The sequence below is a fragment of the Streptomyces coacervatus genome (genome assembly GCF_029223485.1).
Lineage (GTDB): Bacteria > Actinomycetota > Actinomycetes > Streptomycetales > Streptomycetaceae > Streptomyces > Streptomyces coacervatus.
This window is the reverse complement of sequence record NZ_JARHTP010000012.1, coordinates 248,483-270,834: the sequence shown is the minus strand read 5'-3', so window position 1 is coordinate 270,834 and position 22,352 is coordinate 248,483. Positions and strand designations below refer to the sequence as shown.

Here is a 22,352-nt window from a genome sequence, read left to right as displayed (position 1 = left end):
GCACTGGCAGCGCGTCGTTCGTGACGAGAAGCATGGGTGAGGTTTTTCCAATGGCGGATGCGGATCAGGACAAGATCCTCGACTACCTCAAGCGGGTAACGGCCGATCTGCACCAGACACGGCAACGCCTTCGCGAGGTCGAGTCGCGGGAACCCGAGCCGATTGCGATCGTTGCGATGAGCTGCAGGTTCCCCGGAGGCGTCGAGTCTCCGGAGGACCTGTGGCAGCTCGTGGCCTCCGGCGGCGACGCGATATCCGGATTCCCGACCGACCGCGGCTGGGACATCGAGTCGCTCTACGACGAGGACCCCGACCAGCAGGGCACCAGCTACACCCGCGAGGGCGGTTTCCTCACCGACGCCGGACGTTTCGACGCGGCGTTCTTCGGCATCAGCCCGCGCGAGACCCTGGGCATGGACCCGCAGCAGCGGCTGCTCCTTGAAACCGCCTGGGAGGCGTTCGAGCGGGCCGGAATCGACCCGGGGACCCTGCGCGGCAGCCGGGCCGGCGTGTTCATCGGCACCAACGGCCAGACGTACCCGGAGATCCTGCAGCAGGTGCCCAAGGGCGTCGAGGGCTACCTCATGACCGGCAACGCGGCCAGCGTCGTCTCCGGCCGGCTGTCGTACACCTTCGGCCTGGAAGGCCCGGCGGTCACCGTCGACACCGCCTGCTCCGCCTCGCTGGTCGCCCTGCATCTGGCCGTCCAGGCGCTGCGCAACGGCGAGTGCACGCTTGCCGTGACCGGTGGTGTGACCGTCATGGCCAGCCCCCGTTCGTTCGTCCAGTTCAGCCGGCAGCGCGGCCTCGCCCCCGACGGACGCTGCAAGCCGTTCGCCGAGGGCGCCGACGGCACCGGCTGGGGCGAGGGCGTCGGCGTACTCCTGGTGGAGCGGCTCTCGGACGCCCGGAAGAACGGCCACCCCGTGCTGGCGGTGGTCAGCGGATCGGCGATCAACCAGGATGGCGCGAGCAACGGACTGACCGCACCCAACGGTCCGTCCCAGCAGCGCGTCATCCGCCAGGCGCTGACCAGCGCCGGGCTGACCCCCGCCCAGGTCGACGCGGTCGAGGCACACGGCACGGGCACCACCCTGGGCGACCCGATCGAGGCCCAGGCCCTGATCGCCACCTACGGACAGAACCGGCCCGAGGGCCGGCCGCTGTGGCTCGGCTCGATCAAGTCCAACATCGGCCACACCCAGGCCGCCGCCGGCGTCGCCGGAATCATCAAGATGGTGAAGGCGATCGAGCACGGAGTGCTCCCGCCGACCCTGCACGTCGACCAGCCGTCCGCCAACATCGACTGGACGGCCGGACAGGTCGCGCTGCTGACCGAGGCACAGCCGTGGCCGCAGACCGGCCAGCCGCGCCGCGCGGGCGTCTCCTCCTTCGGCGTCAGCGGCACCAACGCGCACACCGTCATCGAGCAGGCACCCGCCGAGGACACTGCCAAGGCCGACGACACCGCCACGGCCGGTGCACCGACCGCGCCCGGCGCCCCGCGGCAGCAGCCCCTGCCGCTGCTGCTGTCCGCCCGCAGCGCCGAGGCGCTGCCCGCCCAGGCCGAACGGCTCCACCGGCGCGCGGCGGACGACACCGGACTGGACCTGCTGGACCTCGGCCACTCGCTCGCGACCACCCGCGCCGCCCTCGACCATCGCACGGTCCTCTTCAGCGAGAACCGCGAGGCCCTCCTGCGCGACCTGAGCACCCTGGCCGCCGGTGACGCGCCGCCAGCTGCCGTCCAGGGCGTCACCGACGAGGGCAAGGTGGCGTTCCTGTTCTCGGGTCAGGGCAGCCAGCGTGCGGGCATGGGCCGGGAGCTGTACGAGACGTATCCGGCGTTCGCCGAGGCCCTGGACGAGATCTTCGCGCGGTTCGAACTGCCGCTGCGCGAGGCGATGTTCGGCGATGAGCCGGGGGTCCTGGATCAGACGGCGTATACGCAGCCCGCGTTGTTCGCGGTCGAGGTGGCGCTGTTCCGGCTGCTCGAATCGTGGGGCGTCAAGCCGGACTTCGTCGCCGGTCACTCCATCGGTGAGATCGCGGCCGCCCATTGTGCGGGTGTGCTGTCCCTGGAGGACGCGTGCACGCTGGTCGCCGCGCGCGGCCGGCTGATGCAGGAACTGCCGTCCGGCGGCGCGATGGTGGCGGTGCAGGCGACCGAGGACGAGGTCACCCCCTACCTGACCGACGCGGTGAGCATCGCGGCCGTCAACGGCCCCGCGTCCGTAGTCGTCTCCGGCGACGAGGGCGCCGTACTGGAGATTGCGGCCCGCTTCGAGGAGCAGGGTCGCAAGTCGAAGCGTCTGACGGTGAGTCACGCGTTCCACTCCCCGCACACGGACCCGATGCTGGACGCCTTCCGCGAGGTCGCGGAGCGCGTCACCTTCCGTCCCCCGGTCATCCCGGTCGTCTCCAACCTCATCGGTGCCTCGGTGTCCGCCGACGAGATGTGCGCGCCCGAGTACTGGGTGCGGCACGCGCGCGAGGCGGTGCGCTTCCTCGACGGTGTGCTGTACCTGGAGGAGCAGGACGTCACCGTCTACCTGGAGCTCGGGCCGGGCGGTGTGCTGACCGCCATGGCACAGGACTGCGTGACGCGCGAGGGTGCCGCCTTCGCCCCCGCCCTGCGCAAGGACCGCCCCGAGCCGCAGGCGCTGGCGACCGCCGTGGCCGAGGCACACGTCCGGGGCACGCGGGTGGACTGGGCCGCGGTCTTCGCCGGCCGCGGCGCCCGCCGCGTCGAACTGCCCACGTACGCCTTCCAGCGCGAGCTGTACTGGCCGGAACCGCCGACCTCCTGGGCGGGCGACGTCACCTCCGCCGGACTCGGCGCCGCCGACCATCCGCTGCTCGGCGCCACGGTGGCCCTCGCCGACGGCGACGGACTGCTGTTCACCGGCCGGCTCTCGCTGCGCACCCACCCCTGGCTGGCCGACCACGCCGTCATGGACACCGTGCTGCTCCCGGGAACCGCCTTCGTGGAGCTCGCGCTGCGCGCCGGCGATCACGTGAGCTGCGACCTGCTGGAGGAACTCACCCTCGAAGCCCCCCTGGTGCTGCCGCCACACGGCGGCGTCCAGCTGCAGCTCGCGGTCGGGGCGCCGGACGAGACCGGCCGCCGCCGGCTGACCCTGCACTCGCGGCCGGAGGAGGGCGACGACCCCTGGGCCGAGACCACCTGGACCCGGCACGCCACCGGTGTGCTCACCCAGGACACCGCGGCCGCCCCCGACGACCTCGCCCAGTGGCCCCCGAGCGGCGCCACCGAGGTCCAGATCGACGGACTCTACGACCACCTCACCGACTCCGGATTCGCCTACGGGCCGGTCTTCCAGGGCCTCGTGGCCGCCTGGCAGAGCGGCGACGAGGTCTTCGCCGAGGTCCGCCTCCCCGAGCAGGCCCGGCAGGACGCCGAACTGTTCGGCATCCACCCGGCCCTGCTGGACGCCGCCCTGCACGCGGTCGGCATCGGCAGCCTGCTGACGGAGACCGAACACGGCCGACTGCCCTTCTCCTGGGGCGGCATCCGCCTCCATGCGGTGGGAGCCTCGTCCCTGCGCGTCCGTCTGTCGCCGGCCGGTCGCGACAGCGTCGCCGTCACCCTCGCCGACGACAGCGGCACTCCGGTGGCCTCCATCGACTCGCTGCTGCTGCGCCCCGTCTCGCCCGACCAGGTCCGCTCCCACGCCGCGCGCGGCACCTTCCACGACGCGCTGTTCCGCACAGAGTGGAGCGACGCGCGGCTGCCCACCGCGACCACCGTCGCGGCCGGCCAGTGGGCACTGCTCCACACCGACGGCTCCGCCGCCGACGCGCACACCGGCAGCGGACTCCTCGCCGGGCTCGCCGAGGCGCTGCCGACCGCCGTCGCTCACCCGGACCTGACCGCGCTCGGCCAGGCCCTGGACGCCGGGGCGCCGCTGCCCGAGGCCGTCGTGGCACCCTTCTCGACCGGCACCACCGACCCGGTCCCCGCCGCCCCCGAGTCGCTGCCGGCCGCGGTCCGCTCCGCGCTGCACCGCGCCCTCGACCTGGTGCAGACGTGGCTCGCCGACGACCGCTTCACCGACTCCCGACTGGTCTTCGTCACCCGCGGCGCGATCGCCGCCCAGCCCGGCAGCGATGTGCCCGACCTCGCGCACGCACCGCTGTGGGGCCTGCTGCGCTCGGCCCAGTCCGAGCACCCGGACCGCTTCGTACTCGTCGACCTCGACGACACGGAGGCGTCCCGACTGGCCCTGCCCTCCGCCCTGGCCATGGGAGAACCCCAACTGGCCCTGAGGGACGGGGCCGTGACGGTGCCGCGGCTCACCCGGGTCGCCGCCGACCCCGCGCACACCGCCCCCGCCCTGGACCCGGACGGCACCGCGCTGGTGACCGGCGCCACCGGCACCCTCGGCGCCCTGGTCGCCCGACACCTCGTCACCGGACACGGCGTACGGCACCTGCTGCTGACCAGCCGCCGTGGCCCCGACGCCGAGGGCGCCGCGGACCTCGTGGCCGGACTGCGGGAACTGGGCGCCGAGGTCACGCTGGCCGCCTGCGACGCGGCCGACCGCACCGCCCTGGCGGAGCTGCTGGCCGGCGTCCCCGCCGACCACCCGCTGACGGCCGTCGTGCACACCGCCGGCGTCCTCGACGACGGCGTCATCGACTCCCTCACCCCGGACCGCGTCGACCGCGTCCTGCCCGCCAAGGTCGACGCGGCGCTCAACCTGCACGACCTCACCCGCGACCTGGACCTGTCGGCGTTCGTGCTGTTCTCCGCCGCCGCGGGCACCCTCGGCGGCCCGGGCCAGAGCAACTACGCGGCCGCCAACGCCTTCCTCGACGCCCTGGCCCAGCGCCGCCGCGCCGACGGACGCCCGGCGACCGCCCTCGCCTGGGGCCTGTGGGCCGAACGCAGCGGCATGACCAGCGGCCTCGACGACACCGACCTGCAGCGCATCACCCGCGCCGGAGTCGCCGCACTCTCCTCCGACCAGGGCCTGGCACTGCTCGACACCGCCCTCGCGGTGGGCGAAGCGGCGCTCGTACCGATGCATCTGGACCTGGCCTCCCTGCGCGACGCCGACCCCGCGGCCGTGCCCGCCATGCTGCGCGGCCTGGTCCGCACCCCGGCGCGTCGCGTCGTGAGCGCCACGGGCGCCACCGCCGTCGGCGGACTCACGGAGCGGCTGCTCGCCCTCGCCCCCGCAGAACGCGACCGCCTGCTGACTGATCTGGTGTGCGCCCAGGTCGCCGCCGTTCTGGGATACCCGGGGCCGGAAGCGGTCGATGCGAGCCGGGCGTTCAAGGAGCTCGGCTTCGACTCGCTGACGGCGGTGGAGCTGCGCAACCGGCTCGGCACGGCCACCGGCGTCCGCCTGCCGGCCACCCTGGTCTTCGACTACCCGACGCCCGCCGCCCTCGCCTCCTTCCTGCGCACCGAGATCCTCGGCCCGGACGCCGACAGCGCGGCCCGCGGTGCGGCGGTGACCACCGCCGCGGCTGACGACGACCCGATAGTGATCGTCGGCATGAGCTGCCGTTACCCCGGCGGCGTCAGCACACCCGAGGACCTGTGGCGACTGGTCCTGGACGGCGGTGACGCCGTCTCCGCGTTCCCCACCGACCGTGGCTGGGACCTCGACGCGCTCTACAGCGACGACCCGGAACGCGCGGGGACCAGCTCCACCCTTGAGGGCGGCTTCCTGCACAATGCCGCCGACTTCGACCCGGACTTCTTCGGCATCAACCCGCGGGAAGCCCTCGCCATGGACCCGCAGCAGCGGCTGCTCCTCGAAACCTCCTGGGAGGCCTTCGAGCGGGCCGGGATCGACCCGGCCTCGGTGCGCGGCAGCCGTACCGGCGTCTTCGCCGGCGTGATGTACCACGACTACCTCACCCGCCTGCCCGCCCTTCCGGCGGGGCTGGAGGGCTATCTGGGCACCGGCACCGCGGGCAGCGTCGCCTCCGGGCGGGTCGCCTACACCCTCGGCCTGGAGGGTCCCGCGGTCACCATCGACACGGCCTGCTCCTCGTCGCTGGTCGCCCTGCACCTGGCCGCGCAGGCGCTGCGCTCGGGCGAGTGCACGCTGGCCCTGGCCGGCGGCGTCACTGTCATGGCCGCGCCCGACACGTTCGTCGACTTCAGCCGCCAGCGCGGCCTCGCGTCCGACGGCCGCTGCAAGTCCTTCTCCGACGACGCCGACGGCACCGGCTGGTCCGAGGGCGCCGGCATGCTCCTCGTCGAGCGGCTGTCCGACGCCCGCCGCAACGGCCACCCCGTGCTCGCGATCGTGCGCGGTACGGCGGTCAACCAGGACGGCGCGAGCAACGGCCTGACCGCGCCCAACGGCCCCTCCCAGCAGCGCGTCATCCGGCAGGCGCTGGCCAACGCCCGGCTGTCGGGGGCGGAGGTCGACGCGGTGGAGGCGCACGGCACCGGTACGACCCTGGGCGACCCGATCGAGGCTCAGGCGCTGCTGGCCACCTACGGCCAGGAACACGCCGAGGACCGGCCGCTCTGGCTCGGCTCCATCAAGTCCAACCTGGGCCACACCCAGGCCGCCGCGGGTGTCGCCGGCATCATCAAGATGGTCATGGCGATGCGGCACGGCGTCCTGCCGCGGACCCTGCACGTGGCCACCCCTTCGACACACGTGGAGTGGTCGGCGGGCGCCGTGGAGCTGCTGACCGAGAGCCGGGAATGGCCGGAGAACGACCGGGCCCGCCGGGCCGCGGTCTCCTCCTTCGGCGTCAGCGGCACCAACGCCCACGCGATCATCGAGCAGGCGCCCACGGTCGATGACACACCGGTGACTGCGACGGCACTGCCCGTGGTGCCGTGGGTGCTGTCGGGCCGGACCGAGGACGCCCTGCGGGCTCAGGCCCGGCGCCTGCTTGACCGTGTCGCCGGGGACGCCGGTTGCGAACCGGTCGATGTGGCGTATTCGTTGGCGACGACGCGTGCTGCTCTGGAGCGGCGTGCGGTGGTCGTGGCGGGTGGCCGTGACGGTCTGCTGGCGGGGCTTGAGGCGCTGGCCGAGGGGCGCGGTGCGGCGGCCGGTCTGGTGACCGGGGCGGTGGCGGCGGGCAAGACGGCGTTCCTGTTCACCGGTCAGGGCAGTCAGCGGCTGGGGATGGGCCGGGAACTCTACGACGCGTATCCCGTGTTCGCCCAGGCGCTGGACGAGGCCCTTACGCGGTTCGAACTGCCGCTGCGCGAGGCGGTGTTCGGTGACGAGCCGGGGATCCTGGATCAGACGGCGTATACGCAGCCCGCGTTGTTCGCGGTCGAGGTGGCGCTGTTCCGACTCCTCGAATCGTGGGGCGTCAAGCCGGACTTCGTCTCCGGCCACTCGATCGGTGAGATCGCGGCTGCGCATTGTGCGGGTGTGCTCTCACTTGCGGACGCCTGCACTCTGGTCGCGGCGCGTGGCCGGCTGATGCAGGAGCTGCCCGCCGGTGGGGCGATGGTGGCGGTGCAGGCGGCCGAGGACGAGGTCGCCCCGTATCTGACCGACGTGGTGAGCATCGCCGCGGTCAACGGCCCCACCTCCGTGGTCATTGCGGGCGACGAGGACGCCGTACTGCGGATCGCCGCGGGCTTCGAGGAGCAGGGCCGCAAGTCGAAGCGTCTGACGGTCAGTCATGCCTTCCACTCCCCGCACATGAACCCGATGCTGGAGGCCTTCCGCGAGGTCGCCGAAGGCCTGACCTACGAGGCTCCCCGTATCCCGGTGGTCTCCAACCTCACCGGCGCTCTCGCGACCGCCGAGGAGCTCACCGACCCCGGCTTCTGGGTCCGTCATGCCCGAGAAGCGGTGCGCTTCCGCGACGGCATCGGCACCCTCGAAGCCCAGAACGTGACCACGTTCATCGAGCTGGGCCCCGACGGTGTCCTCTCGGCGATGGCGCAGGACTGCCTCACCGGCGAGGACCACGCCTTCGTTCCCGTGCTGCGCCAGGGACGGGCGGAGGCCGAGTCGCTCACCGCCGCCCTGGGCGTGGCCCAGGTGCGTGGGGTCGCCGTCGACTGGACGGCGTACTTCTCCGGCACCGGAGCCGAACGCGTCGACCTGCCCACCTACGCCTTCCAGCGCCAGCGTTTCTGGCTCGAGGCGCCCGTGGGTTGGGTGGGTGATGTGGTGTCGGCGGGGCTGGAGGCGGCCGGGCATCCGTTGCTGGGTGCGGCGGTGGCGCTGGCCGACTCCGACGGGTTGTTGTTCACGGGGCGGTTGTCGTTGGAGACGCAGCCGTGGCTGGCGGATCACACGGTGATGGGTGCGGTGCTGCTGCCGGGTACGGCGTTTGTGGAGCTGGCGATCCGGGCCGGTGACCAGGTCGGTTGTGACCGGCTGGACGAGCTGACGCTGGAGGCGCCGCTGGTGCTGCCCGAGCGGGGTGGCGTACAGCTGCAGTTGGTGGTCGGCGCGCCGGACGACGACGGACGGCGGTCGGTGGACCTGTACGCGCGGCCGCAGGATGCGCCCGCGGACCAACCGTGGACCCGGCATGCCACCGGCCTGCTGGCCGTCTCCGGCGTCCGGCGGTCCTCCGTCGATCTGTCCGCATGGCCTCCGGCGGACGCCGAAGCCGTCGACGTCACCGGCCTGTACGAGCACCTCGCCGCGGGCGGATTCGGCTACGGGCCGGTCTTCCAGGGGCTGCGGGCGGCCTGGCGGCGCGGGGACGAGGTCTTCGCCGAGGTCCGGCTGCCGGAGGACCGGCAGTCCGACGCCGGACTGTTCGGTCTGCACCCGGCACTGCTCGACGCCGCGCTGCACGCCACGTTCGTGCAGGACGGCGGCGACGGACAGGGCCGCCTCCCGTTCTCCTGGCGGGATGTGTCCCTCCATGCGGTCGGCGCGGGCGCGCTGCGGGTCCGGCTGGCTCCGGCGGGCGCCGACGCGGTGACCCTGGAACTGGCGGACCTGAACGGCGAGCCGGTGGCCTCCGTCGCCGGCCTGACCCTGCGCCCCGTCTCCGCCGACCAGCTCGCGGGTGCCCGCTCCGGGCACCACGAGTCGCTCTTCCGCCTGGACTGGGCCACGGTGCCGGTGCCTGAGACGGCGCCCGAAGCCACGGAGCACTGTGCCGTGCTGGGCGACTCCGCGCTGCCACTGCCGTACGCCGCTTACCCGGACCTGACCGCACTGCGGGCGGCGGCCGACGCGGGCACCGCCGTTCCCGAGTACGTCCTGGTGCCCATGGGCGGGTCCGCCGACGACGACACGGCCCGTGCCGCGCGCCGGACCACCCATGAGGCGCTGAGTCTGGTCCAGGCATGGCTCGACGACGAGCGGTTCGCCTCGTCCCGCCTGGTGTTCGTGACCCACGGGGCCGTCGCGACGCAGTCCGACGCCGGCGTGCGGGACATGGCGCACGCCCCGGTGTGGGGTCTGGTCCGCTCGGCGCAGTCGGAGAATCCCGACCGCTTCGTCCTGGCGGACCTCGACACCGAGGCGGGATCGTACGAGGCGCTGCCCGGCGCCCTCGCCTCCGGCGAGCCGCAGTTCGCGGTACGGCGCGGCACCGTCCATGCACCACGACTGGGGCGGGTGGCGTCCGGCGGAAACCTGGTGCCCCCCGCCGGGGAGTCCGCCTGGCGGATGGACATCCGGGACAAGGGCACCCTGGAGAACCTGACGTTCGTCCCGTGCCCGGAGGCGTCCGAGCCGCTGCGGCCGGGCGAGGTCCGGGTCGCGGTCCGGGCGGCCGGCCTGAACTTCCGCGATGTGCTCAACGCCCTCGGCATGTACCCGGGCGACGCAGGCCTGATGGGCAGCGAGGGCTCCGGTGTCGTCGTGGAGACCGGCCCCGGAGTCACCGATCTCGCCCCCGGCGACCGGGTCATGGGCATGCTGCCCGGTGGCTTCGGTCCTCTCGTGGTGGCCGACCGGCGGATGATCGCGCCCATGCCCGAGGGCTGGACGTTCGCGGAGGCGGCGGCCGTGCCGATCGTCTTCATGACGGCCTACTACGCCCTGCGTGACCTCGCCGGCCTTCAGCCGGGGGAGTCGCTGCTGGTGCACGCCGCCGCGGGCGGTGTCGGCATGGCCGCCGTACAGCTGGCCCGGCACTGGGGTGTCGAGGTGTACGCGACGGCGAGCGAGGGCAAGTGGGAGACGCTGCGCGGCCTCGGACTGACCGAGGACCGGATCGCCTCGTCCCGCACCCTGGACTTCGAGGAGACGTTCCGCGAGGCCACCGACGGCCGCGGCGTCGACGTCGTCCTGGACTCGCTGGCCCGGGAGTTCGTCGACGCGTCACTGCGGCTGCTGCCGCGCGGCGGCCGCTTCGTCGAGATGGGCAAGACCGACGTACGGACGCCCGAGGAGGTGGCCGCCGCCCATCCCGGGGTGTCCTACCAGGCCTTCGACCTCGTCGAGGCGGGCCTCGACCGCATTCAGGAGATGCTCACCGAGCTGCTGGAGCTGTTCGCCGCCGGCGCGCTCACCCCGCCGCCGATCACCGCCTGGGACCTGCGCCGGGCCCCCGACGCCTTCCGCCACCTGAGTCAGGCGCGGCACGTCGGCAAGGTCGTCCTGACCGTTCCCGCCGAGTGGGACCCGGACGGCACCGTGCTGATCACCGGAGGCACCGGGACCCTGGGCGGTCTCGTCGCCCGGCACGCGGTCACCGCACGCGGTGCCCGTCACCTGCTGCTGACCAGCCGGCGCGGCATGGATGCGCCGGGCGCCGCGGAACTCGCCGCCGAACTGTCGGAACTGGGCGCGGAGGTCACCGTCGCCGCCTGCGACGCGGCCGACCGCGACGCGCTGGCCGCGCTGCTGGCCGGCATCCCGGCCGCGCACCCGCTCACCGCCGTGGTGCACACCGCGGGTGTGCTCGACGACGGCGTCGTCGGATCGCTGACCCCCGAGCGGCTCGACCGCGTTCTGCGGCCCAAGGTCGACGCGGCGGTCAACCTGCACGAGCTCACCCGTGAGCTGGAACCTGCGGACTTCGTGCTGTTCTCCTCGGCCGCCGGCACCTTCGGCGGGGCCGGGCAGGCCAACTACGCGGCCGCCAACGTCTTCCTGGACGCGCTCGCCCAGCACCGCCAGGCCCGGGGACTGCCCGCCACCTCTCTCGCCTGGGGCCTGTGGGCCGAGTCGAGCGGCATGACCGGCGAGCTGGACGAGACCGACAAGTCCCGTATGACCCGCTCCGGCGTGCTCGGCCTGGCGAACGACGAGGGCCTCGCGCTTCTCGACGCCGCCCACCGGGCCGGTGACGCCCTGCTGGTCCCCATGCGGCTCGATCTCGCGCCGCTGCGGCACGCCGACGCGAGCAGCGTGCCCGCGCTGCTGCGGGGCCTCGTGCGCGGTCCGGCACGCCGGGCGGTCGAGGCCGGCGGTACCACGGCCGGTTCCTCGCTCAAGGACCGGCTGCTGCGGCTGCCCGAGGCGGAGCGGGAGCAGACTCTGCTCGACCTGGTGCGCAGCCAGGTGGCCGCCGTGCTCGGCCATGCCTCACCCGAAGCGGTCGAGCCCACCCGGGCGTTCAAGGACCTCGGGTTCGACTCGCTGACCGGCGTGGAATTCCGCAACCGCCTCGGCGCGGCCGCCGGGCTGCGGCTGCCGGCCACGCTGGTCTTCGACTACCCGACGCCCACCGCGCTGGCTGCCTGGCTGCGCGGTGAACTCCTCGGTGCCGAGGCCGTGAGCGCCCTGCCCACCCGGGCCGCCACCGCCGTCGCGCAGGACGACCCGATCGCCATCGTCGCGATGAGCTGCCGGTTCCCCGGCGACGTACGCAGCCCCGAAGACCTGTGGACCCTGCTCGCCGAGGGCCGGGACGGCATCTCCCACCTGCCCGTGGACCGCGGCTGGGACCTGGAGGGCCTCTACGACCCCGACCCGGACAGTGCCGGGACGTCGTACGCCCGCGAAGGCGGCTTCTTCTACGACGCCCACCACTTCGACCCCGCCTTCTTCGGGATCAATCCGCGTGAGGCGCTGGCAATGGACCCGCAGCAGCGGCTGCTGCTCGAAACCTCCTGGGAGGCGTTCGAGCGGGCGGGCATCGACCCGACCGCGCTGCGCGGCGGCCAGGTCGGCGTGTTCGTCGGCCAGATGCACAACGACTACGTGTCCCGGCTGAACACGGTGCCCGAGGGCGTCGAGGGCTACCTGGGCACGGGCGGCTCCAGCAGCATCGCCTCCGGCCGTGTCTCCTACACCCTCGGCTTCGAGGGACCGGCGGTCACCGTCGACACGGCGTGCTCCTCGTCGCTGGTCGCCCTGCACCTGGCCGTTCAGGCGCTGCGCAACGGCGAATGCACCCTGGCCCTGGCGGGCGGTGTCACCATCATCACCACGCCGGACGTGTTCACCGAGTTCAGCCGCCAGCGCGGCCTGGCCGCCGACGGCCGCTGCAAGCCCTTCGCCGCCGCGGCCGACGGCACCGCCTGGGGCGAGGGCGTCGGCATGCTCCTCGTCGAACGGCTCTCGGACGCCGAGCGCAACGGCCACCGGGTGCTGGCGGTCGTCCGCGGCACGGCCGTGAACCAGGACGGCGCCAGCAACGGTCTGACCGCCCCCAACGGCCCGTCCCAGCAGCGCGTCATCCGGCAGGCCCTGGCCAACGCCGGGCTGTCCGCCGCAGACGTCGACGCGGTCGAGGCCCATGGCACCGGTACGACACTGGGCGACCCGATCGAGGCCCAGGCGCTGCTGGCCACCTACGGCAGGGAGCGCCCCGCGGACCGGCCGCTGTGGCTGGGCTCCGTGAAGTCCAACTTCGGCCACACGCAGGCCGCCGCGGGTGTGGCCGGGATCATCAAGATGGTGATGGGGATGCGGCACGGTGTCCTCCCGCAGACGCTGCACGTGGACGCCCCCACCCCGCACGTCGACTGGTCGGCGGGCGCCGTGGAACTGCTCACCGAGGCCAGGCCGTGGCCGGAGACCGGGCGGGTGCGCCGCGCCGGTGTCTCCTCGTTCGGCATGAGCGGCACCAACGCCCACGTCATCGTCGAGCAGCCCCCGCAGCCCGCGGACGACAGCACGGCGCACGACGCCGAACCGCTGCCGGCGGTGCCCCTGCCACTGTCCGCGAAGTCCCCTGCCGCACTGCGCGCCCAGGCCGAACTGCTCAGGGACCGCATGGCGGCCGGCCCGGACCTCTCACCCGCCGACGTCGGCTACTCCCTGGCCACCGGCCGCGCCCTCTTCGAGCACCGCGCGGTGGTCGTCGCGGCGGACCGGGACGAGGCCCTGCGCGGCCTGACCGCTCTGGCTGAGGACGGCACCACCACCCATGTGGTGCACGGCGCCGCCGGCGACGGCAAGATGGCCTTCCTGTTCACCGGCCAGGGCAGCCAGCGACTCGGCATGGGCCGGGAGCTCTACGCGGCCCACCCGGTCTTCCGGCAGGCACTGGACGAGATCTGCGCCCACTTCGAACTGCCGCTGAAGGACGCCCTGTTCGCCGGCGACCAGGCTCTGCTGGACGAGACGGCGTACACCCAGCCCGCGCTGTTCGCGGTCGAGGTGGCACTGTTCCGGCTGGTCCGGTCGTGGGGCCTGGAGCCCGACATGCTGGCCGGGCACTCCATCGGCGACCTGGCGGCGGCGCACTGCGCAGGCGTGCTGTCGCTGACGGACGCGTGCACGCTGGTCGCCGCGCGCGGCCGGCTGATGCAGGAACTGCCGTCCGGCGGTGCGATGGTGGCCGTCCAGGCCACCGAGGACGAGATCACCCCGTACCTGACCGACACCGTGAACATCGCGGCCGTCAACGGCCCCACCTCCGTCGTCATCGCCGGTGACGAGGACGCCGTCACGGACATCGCCGCGGACTTCGCCCGGCAGGGCCGCCGCACCAAGCGCCTCACCGTCAGCCACGCCTTCCACTCCCCGCACATGGACCCGATGCTGGAGGCCTTCCGCGAGGTTGCCGAGGGGCTGACGTACCGCGCGCCGCAGATCCCGCTCGTCCCCGGCCTCACCGGCGCCCTCGCCTCCGCCGAGGAAATCGCCGGCCCCGACTTCTGGGTACGGCACGCTCGCGAGACGGTCCGCTTCCACGACAGCGTCCGCACCCTGGACGCGCAGGGCGTCACCACCTACCTCGAACTCGGCCCGGACGGTGTGCTGTGCGCACTGGCCCAGGACTGCCTCACCCACGACGACGCCGTGTTCGTTCCCGCACTGCGGGAGGGACGCGCCGAGGCGTCGACGCTGACCACGGCCGTGGCCCAGGCGTTCACCCGCGGGGCGGACACCGACTGGGCGGCGCTCTTCGACGGCAGCGGCGCGCACCGCACCGACCTGCCTACCTACCCCTTCCAGCGGCAGCTGTTCTGGCTGGACGCCGGTTCCGCCCGGGGCGACGTCTCGGCCGCAGGCCTGGGCCCCGCCGACCACCCGCTGCTGGGCGCCGCGGTGGAACTGCCCGAATCGGGGGCAGTGGTGCTCACCGGCCGGCTGTCGCTGCGCACCCACCCCTGGCTCGCCGACCACGCCGTCCAGGGCACGGTCCTGCTGCCCGGCACCGCCTTCGTCGAACTGGCACTGCGCGCCGGCGACCAGGTCGGATACGACCGCGTCGAGGAACTCACCCTGGAAGCACCGCTGGTCGTACCGGAACACGGCGGAGTGCAGCTGCGCCTGACACTCGCCGAACCCGACGGCTCGGGTCACCGCACGCTCACCCTCCACTCACGCCCCGAGGACGCGACGGGCGAATCCTGGTCCCGCCACGCCACCGGCGTACTGGCCCAGGGCGGCCCCGCCCCGTCGTTCGACCTCTCCGTCTGGCCCCCCGAGGGCGCCCGGCCGGTCGAGGTGACGGGCCTGTACGACGGCCTGGCCGCAGCCGGATTCGGCTACGGCCCCGTCTTCCGCGGGCTGACCGCCGCATGGCGCCGCGGTGAGGACGTCTTCGCAGAGGTGCGCCTCCCCGAGGATGCCGCCACCGATGGCGCCCGGTTCGTCCTCCACCCCGCCCTGCTCGACGCCGCGCTGCACGCCCTCGGGCTGAACGCCGCCGGCAGCGGCGAGCCCGGACGGCTGCCGTTCTCCTTCCGCGGCGTCACCGCCACGGCCGCGGGCGCGGACGCGCTCCGGGTACGGCTGCGGCCCACGAGCAGCGGCGAGGTGATGCTGGAGATCGCCGACACGGTCGGCGCCCCGGCCGCCGTCGTGGAGGGCCTCGCCCTGCGCACGGTCTCTCCGGAGCAGCTCGGCACCGCTCGCGACCCCCACCACGACGTGCTGTTCCGCGTCGACTGGGCACCGCTGACACCGGCCGCCGCCGGCACGCCGGACGACGGCCCGTGGGCCGTACTCGGCGACGGTCCGGCCGGTCCGGAACGGGCAGAGCGCCACACCGATCTGTCCGCGCTGATCAGGGCCGTGGAAGCGGGTGCACCCACACCCCGCACCGTCCTGCTCGACCTGCCCGCGGGCCTGACCGGGGACCTCCCCGCGACGGCACGGGCTGCCACCGTCCGCGCGCTGCACACCCTCCAGACCTGGCTCGCCGACGACCGCTTCGCCGACGCGCGTCTGGTCCTCGTCACCCACGGAGCGATCGGCCCCGTGGCGGACACGGGCCTGCGGGACCTGGCACACACCCCGCTGTGGGGTCTGGTGCGCTCCGCCCAGTCCGAGAACCCCGGCCGACTCGTCCTCGCCGACCTCGACGGCACCGAGACCTCCTGGCACGCGCTGACCGGCGCACTGGCCACTGGGGAACCCCAACTGCTGATCCGCGACGGTGCGGTACGGGTGCCGCGACTGGCCCGGACCGAGGTGCCGGCCGAGGCGTCTGCTGCCGAGTGGTCTTCGACGGGCACGGTGTTGGTGACGGGTGCCGGTGGTCAGTTGGGTGGCGTGTTTGCGCGGCATCTGGTGGCTGAGCGTGGGGTGCGTCATCTGCTGCTGGTCGGGCGCCGGGGTGCCGAGGCACCTGGGTCTGCCGAACTGGCGGCGGAGTTGGAGGCGTTGGGCGCGGAGGTCGTCTGGGCGGCGTGTGATGTGTCCGACCGTGGTGCGCTGGAGGCGGTGCTGGCGTCGGTGCCGGTGGAGCGTCCGCTGACCGGTGTGGTGCATGCGGCGGGTGTGCTGGATGACGGTGTGATCGGTTCGCTGAGTGGTGAGCGTGTGGAGGCGGTGCTGCGTCCGAAGGTGGATGCGGCGTGGAATCTGCACGAGCTGACCCGGGACGCGGATCTGTCGGCGTTCGTGTTGTTCTCGTCGGCTGCCGGTGTGTTCGGTGCGGCGGGTCAGGGCAGCTATGCGGCGGCCAACACCTTCCTGGACGCTCTTGCCGAGCAGCGCAGGGCCGAGGGGCTGGCGGCGGTGTCGCTGGCGTGGGGTCTGTGGGACACCGCCGACGGCATGGGCGGCGCACTCGCCCGCACCGACCGCGAACGCATCCAGCGGGGCGGCGTCACCGCGCTCACCGTCGACACGGGCCTCGCCCTCTTCGACCGCGCGGTCGGCCGGTCCGCCGAACCGTCCGCCGACGCCCTGCTGGTGCCCGTCCCGCTGGACCCGGCGGCGCTGCGGGCGCAGGCGAGCACCGGGATGCTGCCGACGCTGCTGCGCGGCCTGGTGCGGGTACCGGTCCGCCGTACGGCCGCGGCCGCGGACACAGCCGCCGCGGGCGAACTGGCGCAGCGGCTCACCGGACGCCCCGCAGAGGAGCAGCAGGCGGCCCTGCTGGAACTGGTGCGCGGCCAGGTGGCGGCGGTCCTCGGACACCCCTCACCGGACACGATCGAGGCCGGCCGGGCCTTCAAGGAACTCGGCTTCGACTCGCTGACCTCCGTCGAGCTGCGCAACCGGCTCGGCACGGCCATCGGGCAGCGGCTGCCCGCCACCCTTGTCTTCGACCACCCGACTCCGCTCGCCCTGGCCGAGTACCTGCGCTCCGAGCTCCTGGGCGGCGCAACCGGCGCCGAGCAGGCCGAGACCGGCATCACCGGCCCGTTCACCGACGACGACCCGATAGCCATCGTCGGCATGAGCTGCCGATACCCCGGCGGCGTGCAGACCCCGGAGGACCTGTGGAACCTGGTCCTGGGCGGCGTCGACGCCATCAGCGAGTTCCCGCAGGGACGCGGCTGGGACCTGGCGGCGCTGTACGACCCGGACCCGGACGGCAAGGGCACCAGCTACACCCGCGAAGGCGGATTCCTGCACGACGCGGGCGAGTTCGACCCGGCGTTCTTCGGCATCAGCCCGCGTGAGGCAGTGGCGATGGACCCGCAGCAGCGGCTGCTCCTGGAGACCACCTGGGAGGCGTTCGAACGCGCCGGGATCGATCCGGCCACGATGCGCGGCAGCCGGACGGGCGTCTTCGCGGGCATCATGTACCACGACTACGCCACCCGGATCACCTCCGTGCCCGACGGCGTCGAGGGCTACCTCGGCACCGGCAACTCCGGCAGCATCGCCTCCGGCCGTGTCGCCTACGCCTTCGGCCTGGAGGGCCCGGCGGTCACCGTCGACACGGCCTGCTCGTCGTCGCTCGTCGCGCTGCACTGGGCGATCCAGGCGCTGCGCAGCGGCGAGTGCTCCATGGCGCTCGCGGGCGGTGTGACGGTCATGTCCACTCCCGGTACCTTCACCGAGTTCAGCCGCCAGCGCGGGCTCGCGGCCGACGGACGCATCAAGTCGTTCGCGGCGGCCGCCGACGGAACCAGCTGGTCGGAAGGCGCAGGCATGCTGCTCGTGGAGCGGCTCTCCGACGCCCGCAGGAACGGCCACCCGGTCCTCGCCGTCGTACGCGGCAGCGCCATCAATCAGGACGGCGCGAGCAACGGCCTGACCGCGCCGAACGGCCCCTCGCAGCAGCGCGTCATCCGCCAGGCCCTGGCGGGCGCGGGCCTGGCCGCCGACCAGATCGACGTGGTGGAGGCGCACGGTACGGGTACGACGCTGGGTGACCCGATCGAGGCTCAGGCGCTGCTGGCCGCCTACGGCAAGGGCCGGGCCGAGGACACGCCGCTGTGGCTCGGCTCCATCAAGTCGAACATCGGTCACACGCAGGCCGCCGCGGGCGTGGCCGGGATCATCAAGATGGTGATGGCGATGCGGCACGGTGTGCTGCCGCAGACCCTGCACGTGGACGAGCCGACCTCGCACGTGGACTGGTCCGCGGGTGCGGTGGAACTGCTGACCGAGGCCCGTCAGTGGCCCGAGACGGACCGCCCCCGCCGGGCGGCGGTCTCCTCCTTCGGCATCAGCGGCACCAACGCCCACACCATCCTCGAACAGGCGCCCTCCGACGAGCCGGCACCTGCGGTCCGGACGGAGCCCGCACCGCGGACCACACCCCTGGTGCTCACCGCCAAGACCGCCGAGGCGCTGCCCGCCCAGGCTCAGCGCCTGAGGGACCGTATGGCGGCCGACCCGGACCTCTCGCCCGTCGACGTCGGCTACTCGCTGGCCACCGGACGGGGGTCCTTCGACCACCGCGCGGCGGTCCTCGGCGCCGACCGGGCCACCCTCCTCGCGGGCCTGACGGCTCTCGCCGAGAACGGCACGGCCGCGGGCCTGGTGCGCGCCACGGCCACCACGGGCAAGCTGGCCTTCCTCTTCACCGGCCAGGGCAGCCAGCGTGCGGGCATGGGCCGTGAGCTGTACGACGCCTATCCCGTGTTCGCCCAGGCGCTGGACGAGGTTCTTGCACGGTTCGAACTGCCGCTGCGTGAGGCGCTGTTCGAGGACGAGGCGGCCGGACTGCTGGACGAGACGGCGTACACGCAGCCTGCGTTGTTCGCGGTCGAGGTGGCGCTGTTCCGGCTCCTCGAATCGTGGGGCGTCAAGCCGGACTTCGTCTCCGGCCATTCCATCGGTGAGATCGCGGCCGCCCATTGTGCGGGTGTGCTGTCCCTGGAGGATGCGTGCACGCTGGTCGCCGCGCGCGCCCGGCTGATGCAGGAACTGCCGTCCGGTGGCGCGATGGTGGCAGTCCAGGCGACCGAGGACGAGGTCACCCCGTACCTGACGGACGCGGTGAGCATCGCGGCCGTCAACGGTCCCACCTCGGTGGTGGTCTCGGGTGACGAGGACGTCGTACTGGAGATTGCGGCCCGCTTCGAGGAGCAGGGCCGCAAGACCAAGCGCCTGACGGTGAGTCACGCGTTCCACTCCCCGCATATGGACGGCATGCTGGCCGACTTCAGGAAGGTCGCCGAGGGACTGTCCTACGCCCCTGCGCGCATCGCGGTCGTGTCGAACCTGACCGGCGCCGTGGAGACCGCCGAGGACATCACCGAGCCGGAGTTCTGGGTACGGCACGTGCGTGAGGCGGTCCGCTTCCACGACGGCGTACGGGTCCTGGAGGCCGAGGGCGTCACCACGTTCCTCGAACTCGGGCCCGACGGGGTGCTGTCGGCGATGGCCCAGGAGTCCGTCACGGGCGAGGACCGCGCGTTCGCACCCGTGCTGCGCAAGGGACGTCCCGAGACGGAGACGCCGGTGTCCGCGCTGGCCACGGCGTTCGTACGCGGTGTGCCACTGGACTGGCGGGCCTTCTTCGCCGCCACTGACGCCCGCCGTGTGGAACTGCCCACCTATCCGTTCCAGCGGCAGTGGTACTGGCTGGACTCGGCCGCCCCGACGGGCGGTCCCGCCGACGCGGCCGGGCTGGGCCTCAAGACCGCCGATCACCCGCTGCTGGGTGCCGCTGTGGAACTGCCCGACACGGACGGCTTCCTGTTCACCGGCCGGTTGTCGGTGGAGACGCAGCCGTGGCTGGCCGATCACGCGGTCATGGGTGCGGTGCTGCTGCCCGGCACGGCGTTCGTCGAAATGGCGCTGCACGCCGGCGAGCAGGTCGGCTGCGGGCACGTGGAGGAGCTGACCCTGGAGGCGCCGCTCGTCCTGCCCGAACAGGGCGGAGTGCAACTGCGTCTCTCCGTCGGTGCCGACGACGGCGACGGCCGCCGCCCGCTGACGCTCCATTCACGAGCGGAGAACACCGCGGCGGAGGAGGTGTGGGTGCGGCATGCCACGGGTGCGCTCGCTGAGAGTGCGGTTGGTGTGTCTGCGGTTGATCTGGGGGTGTGGCCGCCTCGGGGTGCGGAGTCGGTTGAGGTGGCGGGTCTGTATGAGTCGCTGGCGGCTTCGGGGTTTGTCTACGGTCCGGTGTTCCGGGGGCTGCGGGCGGTGTGGCGGCGTGGTGATGAGCTGTTTGCGGAGGTGAGTTTGCCGGAGGGCGGTGGGGGTGCGTCCGATGGTTTTGGTGTGCATCCTGCTGTGCTGGATGCGGTGTTGCATGCGATCGGGCTGGGTGGTCTGGTGGCGGACACCGGTCAGGGGCGGTTGCCGTTCTCGTGGTCGGGGGTGACGCTGCACGCCGTCGGCGCCACGACTGTGCGGGTGCGGCTCGGCCGTGCCGGCCAGGACGCCGTGTCCCTGCAACTCGCCGACACCACCGGGACACCGGTGGCCTCGGTCGACTCCCTCGCCCTCCGCGCGGTGTCCCCGGAACAACTGCGTGCCTCCGGAGGTGGCGCGGCAGAGTCCCTCTTCCGCGTCGAGTGGACGCCCGTCACGGTGCCCTCGGGTGCCGAGCCGGACGGCGGTTGGACCCTGATCGACCACCAGGACCTGGATGTGCTTGATGTGGTGCCGGGGACGGTGGTGGTGGATGGGTTGACGCCGTCGGGTGGGGTGGTGTCTGCCGGGGTGGTGCGTGCGGCGGTGCGGCGGGCGCTGGGTCTGGTGCAGGGCTGGCTGGCCGGTGAGCGGTTTGCGGGGTCGCGTCTGGTGGTTGTGACGCGTGGTCTTGCGGGTGCGGCGGTGCGTGGTCTGGTGCGGTCGGCGCAGTCGGAGCATCCGGGCCGGTTGGTGCTGGTGGATGTGGATGAGTCGGTGTCCGGGTTCGATCCGGCGTGGCTGTGTGTGGAGGAGGCCGAGCTGTCGGTCGGTGCGCAGGGTCTGCGCGCGCCGCGGCTGGTGCGGGCGGAGGCGCCGGCCGAGGCGTCTGCTGCCGAGTGGTCTTCGACGGGCACGGTGTTGGTGACGGGTGCCGGTGGTCAGTTGGGTGGGGTGTTCGCGCGGCATCTGGTGGCCGAGCGGGGTGTGCGTCATCTGCTGCTGGTCGGGCGCCGGGGTGCTGAGGCACCCGGGTCCGCCGAACTGACGGCGGAGCTGGAGGCGTTGGGCGCCGAGGTCGTCTGGGCGGCGTGTGATGTGTCCGACCGTGATGGGCTGGAGCGGGTGCTGGCGTCGGTGCCGGCGGAGCGTCCGCTGACCGGTGTGGTGCATGCGGCGGGTGTGCTGGATGACGGTGTGATCGGTTCGCTGAGTGGTGAGCGTGTGGAGGCGGTGCTGCGTCCGAAGGTGGATGCGGCGTGGAATCTGCACGAGCTGACCCGGGGTGCGGATCTGTCGGCGTTTGTGTTGTTCTCGTCGGCTGCCGGTGTGTTCGGTGCGGCGGGTCAGGGCAGTTATGCGGCGGCGAACACGTTCCTGGACGCGTTGGCGGAGCAGCGCAGGGCCGAGGGGCTGGCGGCGGTGTCGCTGGCGTGGGGTCTGTGGGAGGCGGGCCCGGCCGGTGAGGCGGGTATGGGTGCGGCGGCCGATGCGGGGCGTCTGCAGCGGGGCGGGGTTGCGGCCCTGTCGTCGGTGGAGGGGCTGACGCTGTTCGATGCGGCGGAGCGTTCCAATGGGGCGTTGCTGGTGCCGATGCGGCTGGATCTGGCGGGTCTGCGGGCTCAGGCAGCGGGCAGTGGCATGCTGCCGCCGCTGCTGCGGTCCCTGGTCCGGGTGCCGGTACGGCGTGCTGCGGCGGCCGATGCCGCGGCCGCCGGGGCCCTGGCCCAACGCCTGGCCACCCTCCCCCCGGCCGAGCAGGAGAAGGTGCTGCTCGACCTGGTCTGCACGCACGTGGCGGCCGTACTCGGGTATGCGGGACCGGCGGCGGTGGACCCGGAGCGGTCCTTCAACGAGGTCGGCTTCGACTCGCTGACCGCGGTGGAGCTGCGCAACCGGCTGACCGCGGCCACCGAGGTCCGCCTCCCCGCGACCCTGATCTTCGACTACCCCACGCCCACCGCCCTGGCGGCCTTCCTTCGGGAGGAGACCGCCCCGGACGGGCCGGCGGCGGTGCCCCCGCTCCTTGCGGAGCTCGACAAGCTGGAGGCATCTCTGTCGGTGGTCCTCCCTGATGACGACGGGCATGCGCAGATCACCGCACGCCTCCAGGACCTGCTGGCCAAGTGGGGTGACGGCCGGAAGGGGCCGGAGGACGACGCGGCTGCGGCCGAGGTCGCCGAGGAACTCGAATCGGCGACGGACGACGACCTGTTCGACTTCATCGGTAAAGAGTTCGGGATCTCCTGACGTGAACGGCTCGGCCTTTCTGGCTGCCGCGAGAGGGATGCACGT

1 protein-coding gene is annotated in these 22,352 nt (G+C 73.1%); it reads left to right on the top strand.

Features of this window, described 5'->3' with window-relative positions; genetic code table 11:
• Positions 1 to 20: 20 nt before the first annotated feature.
• On the top strand, positions 21 to 22,307 hold the full coding sequence (locus tag P2Q00_RS29045) for an SDR family NAD(P)-dependent oxidoreductase (RefSeq protein WP_439145905.1): 22,287 nt from the start codon (positions 21 to 23) through the stop codon (positions 22,305 to 22,307).
• Positions 22,308 to 22,352 lie beyond the last annotated feature (45 nt).